Annotated in this window: 16 protein-coding genes; 11 read left to right on the top strand and 5 right to left on the bottom strand. The window is 30.5% G+C overall.

What is annotated here, in order from left to right:
* Positions 1-1,025: 1,025 nt before the first annotated feature.
* The 11 genes from MMARC5_RS06480 to MMARC5_RS06425 all read left to right on the top strand — a co-directional run bounded on the left by MMARC5_RS06480 (position 1,026) and on the right by MMARC5_RS06425 (position 12,269).
* Positions 1,026-1,367, top strand: a complete 342-nt coding sequence (locus MMARC5_RS06480) for a hypothetical protein (RefSeq protein WP_011869027.1) — start codon at positions 1,026-1,028, stop codon at positions 1,365-1,367.
* A 4-nt stretch (positions 1,368-1,371) separates the two neighbouring features.
* Positions 1,372-1,713 carry a hypothetical protein gene (locus MMARC5_RS06475; RefSeq protein WP_011869026.1) on the top strand — a complete coding sequence of 114 codons (342 nt, stop codon included), beginning with the start codon at positions 1,372-1,374 and terminating at the stop codon, positions 1,711-1,713.
* On the top strand, positions 1,703-3,154 hold the full coding sequence (locus tag MMARC5_RS06470; RefSeq protein ID WP_011869025.1) for a hypothetical protein: 1,452 nt from the start codon (positions 1,703-1,705) through the stop codon (positions 3,152-3,154). The genes MMARC5_RS06475 and MMARC5_RS06470 overlap by 11 nt, the downstream gene beginning before the upstream one ends.
* Before the next feature lie 4 nt (positions 3,155-3,158).
* Positions 3,159-3,383 (top strand): hypothetical protein, encoded by a 225-nt coding sequence (locus MMARC5_RS06465; protein WP_011868025.1) that lies wholly within the window; start codon positions 3,159-3,161, stop codon positions 3,381-3,383.
* A complete protein-coding gene (locus MMARC5_RS06460) occupies positions 3,383-4,018 on the top strand; it encodes a hypothetical protein (protein WP_011869024.1) in 636 nt (211 codons plus the stop codon). The genes MMARC5_RS06465 and MMARC5_RS06460 overlap by 1 nt, the downstream gene beginning before the upstream one ends.
* 442 nt (positions 4,019-4,460) lie before the next feature.
* Complete coding sequence (locus MMARC5_RS06450) at positions 4,461-4,868, top strand: hypothetical protein (protein ID WP_011869023.1); 408 nt, start codon at positions 4,461-4,463, stop codon at positions 4,866-4,868.
* An 18-nt stretch (positions 4,869-4,886) separates the two neighbouring features.
* Entirely contained in the window at positions 4,887-5,258 is a 372-nt protein-coding gene (locus tag MMARC5_RS06445; protein ID WP_011869022.1) for a hypothetical protein, read from the top strand.
* A gap of 12 nt (positions 5,259-5,270) precedes the next feature.
* Positions 5,271-5,984 (top strand): PEGA domain-containing protein, encoded by a 714-nt coding sequence (locus MMARC5_RS06440; protein WP_155810382.1) that lies wholly within the window; start codon positions 5,271-5,273, stop codon positions 5,982-5,984.
* A gap of 15 nt (positions 5,985-5,999) precedes the next feature.
* Positions 6,000-8,231: a DUF3244 domain-containing protein gene (locus MMARC5_RS06435; RefSeq protein WP_011869020.1), complete on the top strand. Its 2,232-nt coding sequence runs from the start codon at positions 6,000-6,002 to the stop codon at positions 8,229-8,231.
* Positions 8,231-10,261, top strand: coding sequence for a hypothetical protein (locus tag MMARC5_RS06430; RefSeq protein ID WP_011869019.1), 2,031 nt, complete (start codon positions 8,231-8,233; stop codon positions 10,259-10,261). The genes MMARC5_RS06435 and MMARC5_RS06430 overlap by 1 nt, the downstream gene beginning before the upstream one ends.
* Positions 10,262-10,520: 259 nt before the next feature.
* On the top strand, positions 10,521-12,269 hold the full coding sequence (locus MMARC5_RS06425) for a hypothetical protein (RefSeq protein ID WP_011869018.1): 1,749 nt from the start codon (positions 10,521-10,523) through the stop codon (positions 12,267-12,269).
* Between the two features lie 310 nt (positions 12,270-12,579).
* Here MMARC5_RS06425 and MMARC5_RS09695 read toward each other — a convergent pair whose 3' ends face one another.
* The 5 genes from MMARC5_RS09695 to MMARC5_RS06405 all read right to left on the bottom strand — a co-directional run bounded on the left by MMARC5_RS09695 (position 12,580) and on the right by MMARC5_RS06405 (position 18,378).
* Complete coding sequence (locus tag MMARC5_RS09695; protein WP_011869017.1) at positions 12,580-12,732, bottom strand: hypothetical protein; 153 nt, start codon at positions 12,730-12,732, stop codon at positions 12,580-12,582.
* Positions 12,733-12,913: 181 nt separating this feature from the next.
* Positions 12,914-13,099, bottom strand: coding sequence for a hypothetical protein (locus tag MMARC5_RS06420; protein ID WP_048058504.1), 186 nt, complete (start codon positions 13,097-13,099; stop codon positions 12,914-12,916).
* A gap of 61 nt (positions 13,100-13,160) precedes the next feature.
* Positions 13,161-15,143 carry a zincin-like metallopeptidase domain-containing protein gene (locus MMARC5_RS09520; protein ID WP_011869016.1) on the bottom strand — a complete coding sequence of 661 codons (1,983 nt, stop codon included), beginning with the start codon at positions 15,141-15,143 and terminating at the stop codon, positions 13,161-13,163.
* A 1,152-nt stretch (positions 15,144-16,295) separates the two neighbouring features.
* A complete protein-coding gene (locus tag MMARC5_RS06410) occupies positions 16,296-17,270 on the bottom strand; it encodes a polysaccharide deacetylase family protein (protein ID WP_011869015.1) in 975 nt (324 codons plus the stop codon).
* Between the two features lie 10 nt (positions 17,271-17,280).
* Positions 17,281-18,378, bottom strand: a complete 1,098-nt coding sequence (locus MMARC5_RS06405) for a hypothetical protein (protein WP_011869014.1) — start codon at positions 18,376-18,378, stop codon at positions 17,281-17,283.
* Between the last annotated feature and the right edge of the window lie 469 nt (positions 18,379-18,847).

Raw genomic sequence — 18,847 nt, 5'->3', positions numbered from 1 at the left:
GATATGAGGTAATAATCTGTCTGTTTCGGTTTATTTGATACATTAAATGGCACAAATTTAGTGTATCGGCTTTGAGCATGTAAATTGAGGTCATACAGTCCTGAAATCCAGATTGAATATATAATCTCTGCTTCATCTGGAACTTCAGGACCTAATAAAAAGTAATTTTCGAACTATATAAATGATTTGTGTAGGTTTTTATGCCTTTAATCGGGCATATCGACTAGATTGGATTTAAATTTTAAAAAATTTGAAAAACGTATTAAAAAAAGTTAAGGATTGGAACAATTCAAAAATCCCCAGAAATTGAACTGTTCCACGACGTATGGAACCGTTAAAAATTACTACACTCCCCTAACCCGAAAATTCCCACTTCGGGCAAATATAATTTCTGAAAATAGTAGTATTTAAATGTTTAGATATATCAAAACCAGTACATCGGGTTAAAAATCGTAATTTGGGGGCCATTTAAATCCCCTCGAAATAAATGGCCTAAAAAGATAAAACCACTACCACCTATACTATTTCCCCCAAATACCTCCGAGAAATAAACTCAGAGTAATATAAATTTGAAAATTGGAGTATTAGCCATTTGTGATTGCAATAAAACCGAAAAAAAAGAAATAAAAATAAAAAATAACGACAAATTCCTGAATTTATCGAATTATTGTGGACTTGATAGCGATTTCTCGCCATCATAATTCTTTAATTGGGGTTATAAATACCATACACATTTGGGATAAAATCGAAAAAATTGAATTCAAACTAAAAACCGGTAAAAAAGTTATTAATTATTAAAAGCTGAAAACAGGAGTCCTGTTTGGGGTATAATATTGATTTTAAACGTTTTCAACTTTGAGGTCCACAATAATCCAATAATGCTAAAACAGGACTAATTAAACATTTGTAAAATTAATATTTATATTTTTTGTAAATGTGAACAAAATTAAGTTTAAATTCACAACCGGATTTAAAAAACGAATGATTTGTAAATTCAAGCTATAAAAAAACTTAATGGTGAAATGATGGAAACTATTAATTCAATCAAAAGAAAAAATATTCCTTTCTTTTTAGTTTACATTATAGTGGGGTATATTTGCGGCATTTTCCTTAAAACCTCTGTTATCGAATACATTTGTTTTTTTATTATCGGTATCTGTCTTCTTGGCTTTTTTTCGTGGCTTGAATACCGAAAGTACCGAAAAGATAACGACCTTGTGTTTTCTGAAGTACGTGTAACTTATTCTGACGGCACTTCTGAAGAATTATCTTTGTTTGACGAAGATGATAACTCTATTATGGTCGATAAAATTGTTCTGGCATACCGAAATGGTCTTACCGTTGAGAATGTCGAAGTTATCGAGTGAAAACATGATATTCGTACCTAAAGTTCAAAATAAAGAAATCCTTGAAGACAAGAGCGTTTACCATGTAAATGATAAGCTAAAAGAACTTGCTGAAAGTAGAATAAGATATTTAAAGGATTCCTGCAACATTGAGAACTCGATTGAGGATATTTTAGACCAAGCTAAAATTACTTACGATTCTGACGATATCGATGTAACTGTTTCAGTTGGAATTGAAACAAGAAAAAGATACGTATTAGGATTTCGATTAATAAAAAAAGCAGGAGAGTGTACTTTTAGAATGATTTCTCAAAAATCCTCAAAGTATGATTTAAATCCTCTTGGAGATTGGGAAAATGAAGCTTAAATTATTATTTTTAATAATACTCTGTTTTATCCCAAATGTTACAGCAGATGAAGGAGAAGACTATTCAGATGTTTCAAGTTATGAAGCTTTAAATTCTTTTACTGATTCTTCAGGAAGTGATATTTACACGGTAGACGGCTGTGATATAGTTTCTTTTAAGTATAATACAACTACAAAAGAGCTTAACTTTGAGATTTATAACTCAAATTCTCACTCTGTTACAATGACCGCATATGATATTTATTCTAAAAGGAATACCGAGATTACTTTAGACCCCGGAAGGAACTATAAAGAATTTCACTCAGTTCAATTAAAATCGGGTCGTTTCTGTTTTGTGTTTTGGAAAGAGGGTGGAAACATGGCAATTGTAAAAGAGTTTGCAACTCCTTTAACTTTGCAGCAGAAATTCTATATTGCTTCATCAAATGCTTTAGGGTTTCTAAGTCTTCAGTCCGGTTTTTTATTTGCCTTTTTGGTAGTATTTGGACAATTAACAATTAAAGAACTGCTTTATAAAAGAATGTTAATTGATTACTGGAAACAAGGCTGTTATGTTTTAATTTTGGGCTTTGTAGGGTTAATTGCTGCAATGCTTTCAATTAAATATGGCTTACCTTTCAGTATGTACGAAGTATTAACGATTGAAAAATGGAAATTTGTTTTAAAATTGCCGTTTTTTGATTTCTCAAACTGGAACTTGCTTTATTTAATATCTTATTTCAACTGGATATACCCATTAGCTTTAATAATCGGTTATTCGTTAGGTTTTAAGCTTTCCAAGCCCGAATACATCAACATTTGGTACATGAATTTTAAAAGTAACATGAGAGATATTAAAATCCTTCCTGTATCTTGGGAAAGAGATATTGCTCGTGTTCGATGGGATGATGGAAAAATTAGGGTTTTGAGAATGCCACACGTAAACGCTACTAAGTATATAAATCCAATGACTGGAAACCTTGAAGACCTTTATGAAGTTACTTCATTTGAGCTTCACGATACTGAAGAAAAAGTTTACAATGAATCAACTGCAATCAACAGGATTTTAACATGGTTTGAAAAATTCGTTGATTGGGTAAAAGATTATTTTGGAAGGATTCACGGGGTTGTAACAATAGATTTCAGTAAAATAATGAATAAAACGGTTGCTGAATCAATATTTTTACACGATAACCTTGAAACAATTGCCGAAGAAGTTAATAACTGGGCTAAAAAGTTCTATAATGAAAAATATCAAAAATCAATTAAAGCTCAGGAGTTTACGGCTGTGGCAGTTGAGAAAATTGCAAGAGATTTAAACCCTCTCGCAATGGAAAATGCAACAGACATTCTCGGAGATATTGAAGATTTCTTTGATAAAGGAATAGACATATTCAAAAAAGATGAAAAGGATGATATTAATGAGCCTGACGGAGATGGAACTGAAAATACTGGTCAATAGTTTTATGTCCTTTGAATATGTTTCAAGAGATAACGATATTTTAATGTCTGCGATGGCAAAAGTGAGTAAAAAAATTAGAACAATATGGATGGCTAACCGACTTAGAAGACTCGTTTCTTTAAAACCCGAACTTTACCCGATATATATAAAAGCAACAGGGGATAAAAACTCATTTAAGAGCTTTATTTCAGCACTTGAAAATGAAAGAATGAAAGAGGAAACGAAATAATGGTTAATTCGGCTTTATATGGTGAATACGATTTAAGTTTGATGAAAGAGCATACTCTTGCAAAAAGTTTAGGTTTTGATGTAGAAATTGATTTTTCAGATTCGGAAATATCTATACTTGAACTTGTAGATATGTATAGACCTGAAAAAGAACATATTTCAATCTGTATCGATGGAAAACGTGGTTCTTTTAAGACTACTCACTTAATTGCAATGCATGAAGAATGTAAAAAATTAGGTTTAAAATCCGTATTTATCAAAACAAAAGCCGACTTTGAAAAATTAAAAGGTAGAAGGGATTTAGATATCGTATTTATTGATGATATCGCTAAATACTTCTATAAAAGGGATGGAGCAACTAAAATAAATAAAGCATTTGCGAAGATTTTGCAGATGGTAAGAACTGTTGTTCCTCTTATTATTGCAACTACCCCTGATTTATCGCTTTTAGATAAAGACGGTAGAGCTTTCTTTATTGAAGCTTATGTGTTAAGAAAAGGAACTATTTCTGTAATGGGTATAAATATTGGTGTTGAAGCTCCAAGTGTTGAATTTTATAGCCAATTTAAGGATGATGAACACGATACAAGGTTTAAAGAATTTGATGAGCTTGTAGATGTTATATTTTCATCTTAATACTTTTTTTAAATTTATTCATTTATTCACGTATTAATTTATTAGTTTTATTCATTTATTGGTTTATTCGACTTATTGGCGTATTTTAATAGCGTTTTTATACATTCCACGCTCTATTTTAATTGTAGTTAAATATTTGATTAAAATTAAAGGTGGTTGTAATATTTGAGGATTAGACTCGGTTTCTTTTCAAGTTTGTTAATTATTGTTGGGGGTGTATATGTCAATTCAACGTACCTTCAGGATAATTTTATAGAATGGGCTTGTTCCCTGTTGCCAACGCTTTCAGAATACTGCACTCCTGAACAGATTACAACGGTATTCGGTTTTTCTTTAATAATTATAGGAATTCTCTGGTCTATAAAATTAAGACAAAGGGGATACAACAATTATAATTCTAATTACAATTCAAATTATAAAAAGAAAGGTTGGAGGTGAAATTTTGGGCTATGGTGGTGGAAATCCAACATATCGGAACTATGGAAGGTCTCGTTTTGGAAACTTTAGAGTTCTTTTGTTGTTTGTTGGGATTGGAATGTCTTTAGTAAATGGTGGATTTGTAGCCGTTTCTGCAATTCCAATAATTGGTAATCTTATAGGTGCTGTTTTCCAAATGGGCGGTACTTTAGGGATTCTTGCAACTTGTATGATTTTGTTTTTTACATCATTCAGAAAAGGTGCAGGTGGATTTTTAGGTATCCTTCTTGAAGCTTTGACCTTAAGTCAGCCAGTAATAACTTTTGTAACAATGACGTTACCAGGTATTGATGCGTTTGCGAATATTCCTGCCGGATTTGTTTATTTATTAATTGATATAACTGCCCTGTCATTATGTTATGGTGGAAAATGAGGTGTAATTTTGCAAAAAATGGATTTTTCAAAACAAAAAATTAAATTTGCCGGAAATGGGAGAGTTTCCTGGCTTGAGTTTCTCTTTGCATTACTCGGAACTGCGGTAATGGTTGATATTATTTACTTACAGAATACGTTTATTGCTGATTTCTGGACTGCTGTACTCGTTGAAATCGGGTGTATGTTTGTTGTCCTGATTTCAGGAAAAAGGAACTTCAAACAAAGTAAAAATATTTCAGGTGTCGAAGGTCTTGGAATTGCATTTTTATTAGTAATAATGTATGTCTTTGGATACCTTCAGGTTGAAGCTTTAATGATTCCAGAATATCAGTTGATTGCGTTAGCGTTTACTGGTGTACTATACTTTGCAATTGCTATGAGAGATTAAGAGGTGATAATTGTGTTTAAAGAAATGAAAGAAAATTTGAAAAAAATTCTTGTAGTTACAATGGTTTTATTCTCTTGCGTGTTACCAGCTTGTGCTACCGATGTAACTTTTAATACGAATGGAATTAACGAAATTGAAGTTTATTCTTCAGATGATACTTTACTTGGTACAATTAACGATTCAGGTGTTTTGAATATAACAGATGAAGCTCAAAACATTACCCTCGTTAAAGAATACTATGATAACGAAACTGTTGAAGTAGACCCAACTGTAGCAACTGAATGTAACGTTACACTTGAATTAACTGAATACGTAGTACAAATTAACGCAAACGTTGAAGAATGCGATGTTTACGAAGATGGCGTACTTTTAGGTACTTACGATAACACTTCACAAGTATTAAGCCTTACATACGGTACGTACTACTTAACTTTCTCAAAAACAGGATATGAAAACGTTTCAATGAACCTCACAGTTCCAGGAGTTACTGAAATTAACGTTTCAATGTCTGAAATTGTAGAAGAAACTGAAGAAGAAAATACTACAACTACAACAACTGAAGAAACCGAAGATGTTCAAACTGCAATATTGATTGCTTACGCTGAAGGCGATGATATTGTAGATATTTTTACTGAAAATAAAGTATTCTTTGGTTTAATTGCAGTTGTATTCATTGTAGCACTTATCGGCAATATGCCAAAAGGAAAAGGATTTAACAGGAAATAAGGAAGTGATTCAAAAATGAAAAAACACTTTCTTCTTTTTTTACTATTCTTACTGGGTGTAATGGGTTCCGTAAATGCGGAATATTTGACGGTTCCCGAAACCTGTACTCCGTCTAGTTACTGTGTTGTACTGGACGATAGTGCCATGACTACGGAAGCAACGATAACAATTATTGAAAATATAGATTTTGTTGCTTATCTGCCTGTTGTTACTGGTGTAGATGGAAACACAATTTATTTTGCTTCGGAAAAAGATTTAGGTCGATTCTGTAATTATATTAGTGCAGATTACCTACAAATTCCGTTCAATGGGGAGTTTTCGCCATATATAAATGGTCAATACTCACCGTATGGGCTGTTAAAAGGTGTTTGGAGTTACGACCTTGGTGGGGATTATGTCGAGGATCATATTTACATCAATACAACAGTTCCTGAAACGTTTTACATGATGCTCTTTCCTAATCACGGTCAATTTTCGGGGGACGATATTTATCTAAACGGAAATATGATTCATACTTCCCACGATGTAGCCTGTACGACTCCTGTGTTTAAAACTCCCACATCTGCAATAACTAACGATTTGCGTTTAGTTCTTGATGGTTCGAGTTATGTTTCCCGAATGACCTATACTGTGGTTATCTTTGGAAATTTCGTTTATGATTCAACTTCAAGTTATTCAAGTATCTATACAATGATTGCACCGCCTGAACTGTACTATATAACGTTTGAATCTGTTGTAAACGATTTTAATGTTTATGATGGGGATAATTTATTAGGAACGTTTGATGATGGGGATATAATTCAATTTGCAACTGGAACACATGAAATAACAGTTGAAAAAGATGGATTTACATATACTGAATCTGTGGTTATGGATGAAGATTATACAATGCAATTACCTTTTAGGTCTATTCCTTTGAGTATTGAATATTCAGAAGGTGGATTGACTGATGTAAGCGTTTATAAAAATGGAACATTTTTTAATAATTATTCAGATGGGGATTTATTAGATGTTCTTGATGGAACGTATGAATTTACATTCGTTAAATCGGGTTTTTGGAATGAAACAGAATCTTTTACAGTAAGTAACATTACTGAAGAAATATCTGTTAGAATGTACCCTGAATCAGTATTTTTTAAAATTTCAAATACTCCTGTCGAAATTACAACTTATTCAAATTCTGAAGTGAATATCGCACTAAACATTGAACCAAACGATAATGCTTACGGTGTTAAGTTATACTTGACAGGTCAGGAAGTTTTAGATGTCAGGGATTCTTCAAATGTTCAAATTTCAAAACAGGATAGTTATTATTTACTTGATGACCTTACAAATGCAAAAACAGTAAATGTAAAAATTAATTCTGGAACTATTTTAGGTACAAATAGTTTAGCTGTAAGGGTTACAGGTTATAATTCAATTGGTACGGAGTTTGTAACAGATACTACAATTGATTACGAAATAGTAAGACTTCCACTCTCTTTAACAGTTCCTAACTGGTGTATTGGAAGTAATTCTTTAACAGTTATTGAAACTGAAGGGGAAACAAGAACTGTTACTATAAAAGTTGAAGATTCAGATGAAAATATAATCTATTCTGATTCATATACGCTTGAAGGTTTTGAAACTCATAAATTCAATATCGACTTTGAAGAAACCGGAGATTACAAACTTTACATTCAATCAGGGGATTTAATCAACACTTACATTGATGTAAATGTGGCTAATCCTGTTTCTTTGACAACAAAAACAATTACTGCAAGTGAAGGAAGTACTGGAACTGTAACCGTAAGTATTGAAAACCCATTTTCAGAACCCCAATATTACAGATTAACGATTGAAGGAACTCCTTTAGTTAATTCTACAAAAGTAGATTTTTCAATTTCTCCAGGAAGTTCTAAAGTTCAATCACTGTCATTTACCTTGCTTGATAGTTTAGACTATGACAGCTATTCACTACCTTTGAAGGTTTATCTGGTAGAAGAATCCGGTTTAACTGAAATCTATTCAGATAGTGTAATATTGAATATCGGTTCAAGTGGTTCATTTATTCCTTTCATTGATTTAGATGATGGAATAATTGATACAGTAATTACTTTGGTTTATGATAACTACAAAATCGCAGGAATTTTAATTATTTCAGGTTTAGGTTTGTATGTGGTCTTTGGAAGAAAAAAAGGTAAAAAACCTTTAAAAACCATTAAAAAGCCGATTGTAAAAAAAGACGGTAAAAAGGGTGGTAAATAATGAATAAAAAGCTAACCCTTTTATTAATTTTTTGTGTACTTGGTTCAATGTGTCCGGTTAATGCATCACTCATTGAATTTACAAGTGATAACTGGTTAGGTTCATTAATTAATTACGTTATTGACCGTTCAAATTTAATTGCAGATAGTGATTTTGTAGTAGATCCTACAACTGGAGCAAAAGAAAATATAACTTCAGACGCTTCTACAATGAATCAATCTGAAGCTGAAGACCAAGCAGTTACTAATATACTTGGAGATAAGCAAACTGCAACTGAAGACATGATGGAATCAATTCAATATATTATGGAAGCTGTTGCTCAAGAACCTGAAATTTGTTCTGTTTCAGGAGAAAAACAGGGCGGTTTAACTCTTTCAGAGTTTAAAGTTGCAAATAATATTCACGGTGCTTCAGTATTTCCAGTTCAAATTACTGTAACAACTCCGAGAATTTCAACAGATTTAGAGGGAATATCAGAAAAAACCGGAGAAGTTGATGGAGAAAGTTATTCTTTAGATATTAAAGGATATACAAATATTACGAGAGTTACTTTTCAGGTCGTTCAAGGAGATATCGTGGTTTCTCAGTATGTGTTAGATGATTTGAATGTTTCTTCAGAATCAAGCTCACATACATTTATAGGAATTTTAAAAGCCCCTGATGATAACTATCAAGAAATTTCTTCAATTGTTGATGGTGGACTCGTTACAGTTTCTCAAATGAACTCAATTTTAAATGCTGAAGTTGAAGATTTTGAAGTTAGGGTAAAAATAGACCATACGATTTACATTTGGGAAGAATCTGTTGAATATGCTACATGGGATATGGTAGAACATGAAGAATGGGAATCAAAAGATGATATCGCCAGATGGAAAGAACCGCCTGAATCATATGGTTATGACTCGATTTATACAACGAGAAACGCTGATGATTTTATATATGTCGGTCAGCACCCTGTAAACGGTTATGAATCCGGTGTAAGTGCTGAATTTGAAGAAATATTCGGGAGTGAATTATTTCCCTTCAAAACTGCTTCAAATGGTGCAGTAAATAACTTTGTAGTTCCTTTGTATGCTACAATGGTTCACGAATTCGAAAACCCTGCAAGATTCAGGTTTAATATATTAAATAATCCTAAAAACTTACTGCCGTATTCAGACGATTCAAAAATTCAAGATGTAAGGTTTAGACTTGTTGCCATAAATTACCACATGGATGGAACTTGCAGTTTATCTTTTGATTCAAGGGCTTCTATACCTGATGTTGATGAAGATGGAATTGTTGATAAGGTAATTCCATATACTGCGGATAACGACACGGTTGAAATCTATACTTATTTGCTTGTTACAGGTAAAATTTATGATACCCAAGCAGATCAATCATATCCAGTATGGTATATTGCAAGACCTTCGATTTCAGTTAGAAGTAATTACGAATCAATTACTGCTGAACACTCTGAACAGATTGATGAATTTTTAGAAGATGGCTTAATTTCAGTTTCAGAAATGAGTACAATAAAAACACTCTTTGAGTCAGATATTGCTACACTTTCCGATAAAAAAGAAGAAGCTGAAGAATGGCAAGATAAATGTGAACTTAAAGATTCTACTCTTGGAGTTAAATATGCAAAAATGGCAGCAACAAAATATCAAGCTGCTATCGATTCGCTTAGCGGTGTAAAAACTGATGATATTGCTGAAGTAAGGGAAGCAAAAACAAATGCTTATCTTTACGAAGTTGAAGCAAACGATTATCTTGAAGCTTCAAAAAAATGCTACTACGGTGCTGAAGATACTGCTGAAATACTTGTTTCTGAATATGAAGAAAAAAACGATGTAGCTTTTGGACTTATTTCTTTGTTCGCTTCGGATTTCTTAGATGATATAAACGATTACCTGTCTTTTATTCCATACTCTGAAGAAATAAATACTTCAGTTCCCGGGGGAATGCTTACAGTTATTGTTCTACTTTGTGGTGCAGTAGTTGTATTTAGACCTAAATCTTCAGGATATAAAAGAAGATGGAAATAAAATAAATTAACTTTTTTTAATTTTTTTTATGTGGGTTTTATATACTTTATGATTTGATAGTTTATTGTTTGTTAGTATTTAGAAGTTTTCTTTTTTTTGGGCGACCACCTGAAGAAAAATCTTCAAAATGTCAAGAATTCCTCTCTTGACTTTTTGTAAAATAGAAAAAAATGCTTTTTTTTAAAATTATTAAAATCCATTCTCCTAGATATAAATATTAAAAATTACACTGTTTTTTTAACGTTTATATGGGGAAAAAATGGATTTTGGAATAATTTCGGGTATGGGATTAATATTCTTATTCTTTATATGTTTTTTAATTATTTTAGGAATATTTCTAATTGTAGTCCCTAGTTTAATTTTTAATTTTTTATGGGTTTTATCGTTTTCATTTGATATCATCTCTCACGATACTGCAGTTTCTATATTTATCGGTTTGATGATTGGATTACTGGGCATATATTTTACAGTTTTGGCAATCACAATCGGACTTTCTAAGGAGGTAAATATTGGAAATTCCATAAAATACGTTCTGAAAAACGAGATAAGTGTTAGTATACTTAGTTCATGGACTTTAACTTTTGTATCTGTTTTAATTTTAAATTATTGGAATATTTCTATTGGAATTTTGATTTTATATTTAAGTATAATTTTAATGCCCCTTTTAGTTATCGATCGGCTTAAAAAACTTATTGGAAGCGTAAGTTTTGAAAAAATTGTTAAAAAAATTTTCGAAGACGTAGATGTTAATTCAGAAAACGAATTATCTGATTTAATTAATGAAAACTTAAAATTAAAAATATCTGTAAATGAACTTGAAGAAGAATACCTAAAAGAATTGGCTAAAATGAATGAATTGGTGGATGAATCAAGTGAACAAGAAAAAAAAGTAAATGTTATGAGGCGTAAACTTCAAGAAAAACGTTTTGAATTATCCGATAAAAATTATAAAGTATTGGAACGTTCAAAAGTTATTTTTAAAGATTTTGTGGATTTGTTTGCATATTCTGAAAAAACCTATAAATATAAAATTGTTTTTAAGGAATATACTAAATTTTTTAAAAAATATTTGGAAGATCCCGTTAAATTAAATCTAATACTTCTAAATATGCATATCGCATTAAATCTTGTTGAAAAAAACAACTGGTTTAGTTTTAGTGGTTGTTTTGATGAATTTTTACGCAGTTTATCTAAATACTCAAAATTTTATTCCGAAGAAAATATTGATAATATCCTCCATCTTCAAAATATCCATGCAGAAAAAATAAAAAAGGACTTTATGTATCTAAAAGAATTCAGCCCCGAATTAAATTCACAAGGGTACTTTTTAAAAAATTATTTTTTATCCTGTGAGCACTCAAAGTTAGGGGGAGATAACGAGGTATTCGTGAAAAAAGTGATGGAAAACACAACTAATATTCATAAAGATATTTTAAACTATATTCTAAAATATCCGAATATTCCCAATAGAAAAATTTATTTAAGATCATATATTCAAAACATGCTTTTAACATTTGTAAGATTATGCAGTTCGAACGAAGCAGATAGAACAAAGATACATAAGGCAAAAATAAAAAATATAATTTTAAAAACAATGTATGATTTGATGTATTATATTGAAAAAGAAGAATTTGGAAAAGATTATTTTAACCTCGTATTTGAAATTTTCAGTTATGAAAAGTATGATACGATACACGATGTAAATGTTTGGACCCATGTTTATGAACCTCCAGAATGGCCTTTAAATGAGGGTTATTGGAGTAGTGATTCTGAAGCCCCAAAATATTGGCTAATTTTGATGTTTAGAAAATATTTGGAAAATAAAAACATATTTGGACGTATTAATCATGTCCCTCAATATGTAAATTTTGATAAAAGATTTAATGAAATCGTTGATAAATTAAATTCAAGAGATGTAAAAAGATTTTTTGATGATTTTACAGATTATGAATTAAACTCGTTTAAATTTTTAATTAAATTACGTATAGAAAAACTTTGCAACCCATAAAAATTTACTATAAGAAAAACTTTTATTTATCTTTTAAATTAAATTTAAAGGATTTTCCAAAGATTAAAATTTTTCTTCAGGAGCTGTTCCTGGAATTTTTGAAGTCTTATAAGAAAAATATATTTTGAATGCAGCAGAAAAGTAGTTTTTTCTGAAGGTGTAACCGATATCGGCTATGTACCAGAGCGAAATTTGATAAAATATAAATACTTCAAAAATAAAGTTTATCTTGGAGTTTTTAATTTAGAGCTTGACCTCTTTGAGTAATTTTTATTACTCTCTTTAAGCTCTTTTGAATTGAAGAAATAGTTTATTTGTTCTGTTTTCTTAAATCTTTAAGTTCTTTAATCAATTTTGATACTATTTGTGGTATGTTGGGTTCAAAACCGTTTTTTTCTTCAAAATCCTTTTTTTCATCTTCAATAAATGAATAGTCTTCATCATTTACTTTTATCACTTTCATGTTATCACGTTTTTACTTTTTAGTAACCAATAGTAACTTAATTAATCATATAGTTATTGTTAAATTAAAGAATCAGAATATCTTAAAAAAATTTCAAAGAAAATTATTCTCAAAATAATTTAAAAAATAATTTTCAAAAGAAGAAAATTTAAAAATTAGTCTGTAACTGGTGCAAAAAATTTTAAATCAAGATTTCTTCTTTAATATTTAATGGAAATACAAAATTTTTAATTGAAATAAATTTTCCGTCTTTTTCTCTTAATAAACATGCTTTCGAAGTTGATAAAATATAATATTCTCCGTTTTCATCTTTGAATCTTGGTTTACAGTTTTTAGAACCTGAAGGATACAAGGCAAGTTCTGACATATTTATGACCTCTTTGAGTTTTGGAGTTTTATTTTTTGGAGTTTTTAAAAAATTAAAAAAATTAATTTGTAAGTACTACAAGACACGTTTTAACGCCTGTACTATTGAAAGCTTTTTTAAATGCGTTTTCGGGGAGTTCTTCAATATATCCGCCTATACTGGAAAGCCAGTTCCTAAAATCAGCATATTTTTTATCACTTCTAAAGGTTACGGAATTTGACATAATAGAAACAAGCTTTCCCCCATTGTTTAATAAATTATATGCGTGTCTAACGTGGTCCACATCTTGACCCTTTTCAAAAGGTGGATTCATTATAATTTTATCATATTTTCCATTAAATTCTAAAAAATCACTTTCTAAGGTTTCAAAACCTTTTTTATTTAATATGTTTTGTAATCTTGGGTTTATTTCTATGCAATCCGCTTTTATTCCGGTTTCTTCTTTTATTAACTCTGCAATATCGCCTTTTCCGGCGGAGGGTTCTAAAATTTTATCATTCTCTTTTATTTCTGCCTGATCTATCATATTTTTTATAATTTCTTTTGGAGTTGGGAAGAATCCCGGAATTTTAGTTCCAATCAGTTCATCTTCAAGCTTTTGCAATTCTCGTTTTGTTTTTTCTTCCTGGCTTTCTTCAAGAATTAAACTTTTTAAAATAGTTCTTGTTTCGTTTAAATCTTCTTGAGAATGGATATTTAATTTATTAAACATTTTAAATCTTTTTAAAATCTCTTCTTTTGCCCATTCTCCATAATCCGGTTTAATATCGTTTGGAGTTTTATATTTGACGTGTTCGCATAATAATATTTCAACTTGTGAAACTGCATTTATATTTTCAACTTCTTTTTTAATTTCTCCGCTTCTGTGGAGTTTTGCCAAATTAAATAAAACACTTTGTACTTTTTTTAAGTTTTCCGCGTCTATTCTTGCACTTTCTCTAAAATTTGCACGTCTTCGGGTCATGTTGCAACCTGAAAAACAATTTAATTTTTTTTCAATTTTTGCGTTCAGGCTTTCCGCTTTTGCTTCTAAATTTTGGGCTAATTTTAAATTAATTCGTTTTGGTTCTTCTTTTATTGGTTCCGGCTTTATTTCGGGTTTTAAAAAGGGTTTTTCAGGTTGATTTTTAATAAAATCTAATAAATCCGCCTGACCTTTTTTAACTGTTTTAAGTTCCGTTTTAATTTCTGTTACTGTTTCTGTTATTTTTGATTTATTTTTTTCTACACTTTCCAAAACATAATTTAACGCTTTTTGGGCTTTTGCCGAAGCGTGGAAAATCATATTTTTATCATTTTTTAAAACTTTTAACCATCCTTGAATATATGCTGCACTATTTTCGAATGTTTTCGGTAAAAATCCACAATAATCACATAAATATGCTGAAGTTATTTCAGCGGTTAATTCTTCTTTGCTATATCTTGAACTTCCAAATTTACAAAATCCTACTACTTCGTTTCTGTTTAATCTTGAATTATGCCCTGTGCTGTGTCCTATTTCGTGAAATGCGGTAGAATAAAATTCTTCTATGTTTTCAAAATGTTTTCTGTGTGGTATATATATGTTATCGGCTTCGCTTTCGTAAACTGCTCTGTTACTGTTTTCTATTTCTTGGACTGGTATATCATAGCCTTTTATTATTGTTTCTGCTTGTTCTATGGGTTTATGTTCTTTGATTCTTGGCTGTGCTTGTTTTGTTTCTATACCTTCTGTGTCCTTTATTGAAAATACTCTGTAATATCTTGTTATACATCCGGTTACTATTTCGATGTTTGTTTTTTCATCTTTAACGCCTACTGGCTTATTGAATACTACCATATGACTTTTTGAACCTTTTTTTATTTGACCGCCTAATTCCTGAATTTGTTTAAATGTTAAATACTCGCCGCCGTCAAGTAATAATCTATTTATTCCGCTGTATTCTTTACCGGATACGTAATTTATAGCGGGTTTTGAATACCAAGGTTGATGCCATGGAATTATTCCAGCTTCTAACTTTTCAATTATTTTTTCTGTTATGATTTCTTGAACTGATTTTGACATATTTATGACCTCTTTGAGTTTTGGAGTTTTATTTTTTGGAGTTTTTAAGTTTTAACCGAAGAATAATATTTTTTTGTTTATTCCCCTGTTCTACTTACTTCTTATGTATGTACTCCGTAATATATAAAGGTAACTATTAGTTACTATTAGTTACTAAGAGAATAAACGAATAAAAAAAGAAGTAAACTGTCTTTGGGTGTTCCAGACCCGAAGGGGCATAAATCAATAAACGCTAAGTTCTAATTATCGCATGGCGATTTATACCCGAAAGGGTATATAAGCCAGGCATGACCTATGGAAGTTCCTAAATTGCGTGGCGTTCCGGAGAACTGCCAACACTCTAAAAAATAAAATCAATCTTGGCGGTTCGAGAAACGTCTGAGCAGGTCTCGACCTGCGAAAGCAATTGAAACATAGTTTTGAGTGTTAATATCTAAGCTTAATTGAATGAATTGCGTTAGCAATTCATTACTCCGATAAATCAATAAGCTTAAAAGCACTTATTATGGGCGAAGCCCATTATCAGTGCAGTAGCTAAACCCTTCAGGGTTTAGCGTATACCCTTTGGCAACTTTTTCACAACTTTGCCCGTCAGGGCTAATAATAGTTACCAACATTCTGTGCGTGGATTTTAAGTACAACTCAAAAGCCCGGCAAAATAGATATTCGATAATTGCTCTTTATTGGTTAATATCTGAAAAATAGTCGGTTTATACCTGTTTTAATCGTCTAAAAAAATAAGCGTTTTCCGTCCGTATTTTGCCAAAATAAGGAATTGATTAATAAAAATTCCCGATGATGACCATACTCGAAACATATATAGATTTAATATATATTTCTTGTGATAACAATCATCATCGAGTGGTTTTGATGTAAAATTTACATTGAAGTCATTCAATATATTAACTGGTATTTAGTATATAAATGACGGTGCTATGGAGCATTATTTTATGAGTTTTGTAATGGGCCATTTAAAGTTGAATACTACTGTTGGATACTTTCAATTTACTGGAAATCAAGAAAAAAAGAGTATTTAAGAGTTATGAATAATAAAAAATGATTTTAACTTTTTTAAATTATTTTCGAAAAAATTTTAAAATGGGGTGAATTATTTTTTCATATGTATCTATGTTATTTTGGAGTAATTTACCATTATCCCATAACATACCATTTATTCTGTTCTGCATTAGCTGATTTGGGTAAATCATTAGTATCGAGTCGGGGTATTTCATATTTATTATCTTTCAAAATATCGTAAACAGCCACGTCTGTTGTAAAAGCTAATTTACATCCTTTTTCCTTTAAAATTTCTAAAGTATCATCATTATAGCTTCCGTAAGGATAGCATAACGTCCAGTTATCTATATTGATCCCCATTTCTGAAAGATGTTTTAGTGATAAATCAATTTCTTCAGCCTGACGTTCTTTTGTTAATGAATTAAGCCAGTAGTGATCATAACTATGTGATCCAAAATGCATTCCAAAAGTTTCCATACATTTTATCTGTTCTTTTGTTAAGTATAATTCTTCCCAGAATGTAGTTTCTTCAACATTTACTATCTTTTGGAACAGCATGTTAGTTATTATATCCCTTAATTCTTCGTTTAATTCCACTTGAAGTAATCTCTTTATAAATATTACTTCTTCTGTATCAAATCTCGATGCCTTTGCAAGTTTTTTATAATAGTACTCGTTTTCTTCTAGATCATACGTTTCCCGATAATAATCCAATAATTTATAGATTTCATCAATTAATTCTTTTTTATCTTCTGAAGAAGCGAGTATAAAGTGAATTTTATTTACATCAAGAACTTTTTGTTCCAGAATACACTTCAATGGTACATAAAACGCCCCTTTTATATTGTGCTTGACCAATACTGGAAAAACATATGTAAAGTGATCTTTGTAGCAATCATCAAATGTGAGTAACACGGCTTTTTTGGGTAGTTTGTTTTTACCTTCCGTTGCAGATATTATGTCCTCTATCGAAACAAAATTATAATGTTTTTTTAAATATCTAATCTGTTCTTCAAAAAGATCTGAGTTTAATCCTTTTATTTTGGGATACCTCGAATTTTCTAAATTTCTGACGTAGTGATACATTAATACTGTTACTTTCGTGTTCATTTTTCCGCCTTTATTCCTTTAACATACTGGGTCTATCCTGATCTGCATCTGCCTTAAAGAAAATACATTCTGAATCTTTAGAAATGGTTTTGAAAGCATACTCTAAGGGTATATTCTCGAGAACAAAGGGTTCAAAATAATTTGGAATAATTAAGTCACCATCTGCTTTATTCATGAATCCGGCTTTATTAAATACTTCATTTGTTATGCCGAAATTTATAACATCAATGTATTCAGCGTTATATTCGAGTATTATCTCTTTGAAACAGTCAATACATCCAATAAGTGTATCGGCTTTTCCAATGTAATCAACAATTCTCAATGCTTTTGCATTATTGTATTCTGAAATTCTATAAAATAACACTCCGATAACAATATCTTCGCTGTAAATAGCAACTGCTTCATATTTGTACATCGGATGTTCAAAAAATCTATTTATGTAGTAATCTTTAGATTTGTAAATGTTTTTTGAAGTAAAAGAGCCATAATCGAGTTTTTTAAATTCGTCTTTGTTACACTTTTTAAATGTTTTATCCGTATTTGCAGGACTATCGAAACATTTGGGTATGTTTTCGTAGTTTTTTAATATTTTGTAGTCGTTTAATGAGTCATTTAATATATAATAATGGTTCATTTCCCCAGTTTTAAAGTTCCATTTTTGGTAAATCCCCACGGTTTCTTTACTTATTCCGAGTACACAAAGTGTTTCGGGTTTTAAGTTGCATTTAAGATAATGGTATAACGATACCCCTAAACCTTTAACGGATATCTCATCTCTTACTTTCCATATACACGCCCAAGCTAACGTATTATTAATTTTATCATCATATTGGCTGGTCGTAACAAATCCCAAAATCGAATGAATTTCTTTTGTATTTTTATCGGTTGCAATCACAAAGTTGTATCGATTATTTTTTTTATCCAAATGCTGCCAATCAAGAAGCTTTCTGGATAATACAAATATATGGTCTTTTTTCCAGTATTTATCAATAAAGAGTACTAAATCCTCTACTTTATCTATTGGACAAAATCCTATATCGTATTTTTCAGTTAATTTATCGATATAATCTTTATTATTTAGTTCTGGAATAATATCGGTATTTATCATAATTCACCTTTATTATATGCGATACTGCTATGAATTCCCAGTTTAATACGTTAATCTGCATATTTTAACGCATATTATACAACGTTTATTATCCTTTTTAAACGTTTTTTGTATGGGGGATTTTTCAAAACTCAAAATAACCGATATTTTTTTATTCAATAACTCCAACTTCCTCAAATCCGATAATCTGGAAACTTTTCATCTTTCCGTCTTCAAAATAATAAACTGGCAGGTCTATGTCAAATTCTTTTATTATTTTTCTTCCTTCTTTTTCATTTCAATCAAATTTAAAAAGAGCAATTTAAAATTTTAATTACAATAATCCAAATAAACTCACAATACTATTATAAATTCCTGCAAAAAATGAGGTATAACCTTCTATACCAGTTCCCAAAACACCTGTAACATTGCGTTAATATTGCAATCAACAAAAACATTGCAACAATTAGTGTAAGTAACATTGCTACAG

This window comes from Methanococcus maripaludis C5 (assembly GCF_000016125.1).
Classification (GTDB): Archaea; AGJL01; Methanococci; order Methanococcales; family Methanococcaceae; genus Methanococcus; species Methanococcus maripaludis_D.
Note: the sequence above shows the minus strand (reverse complement) of the source record. Positions and strands in the feature narration are given on the sequence as shown.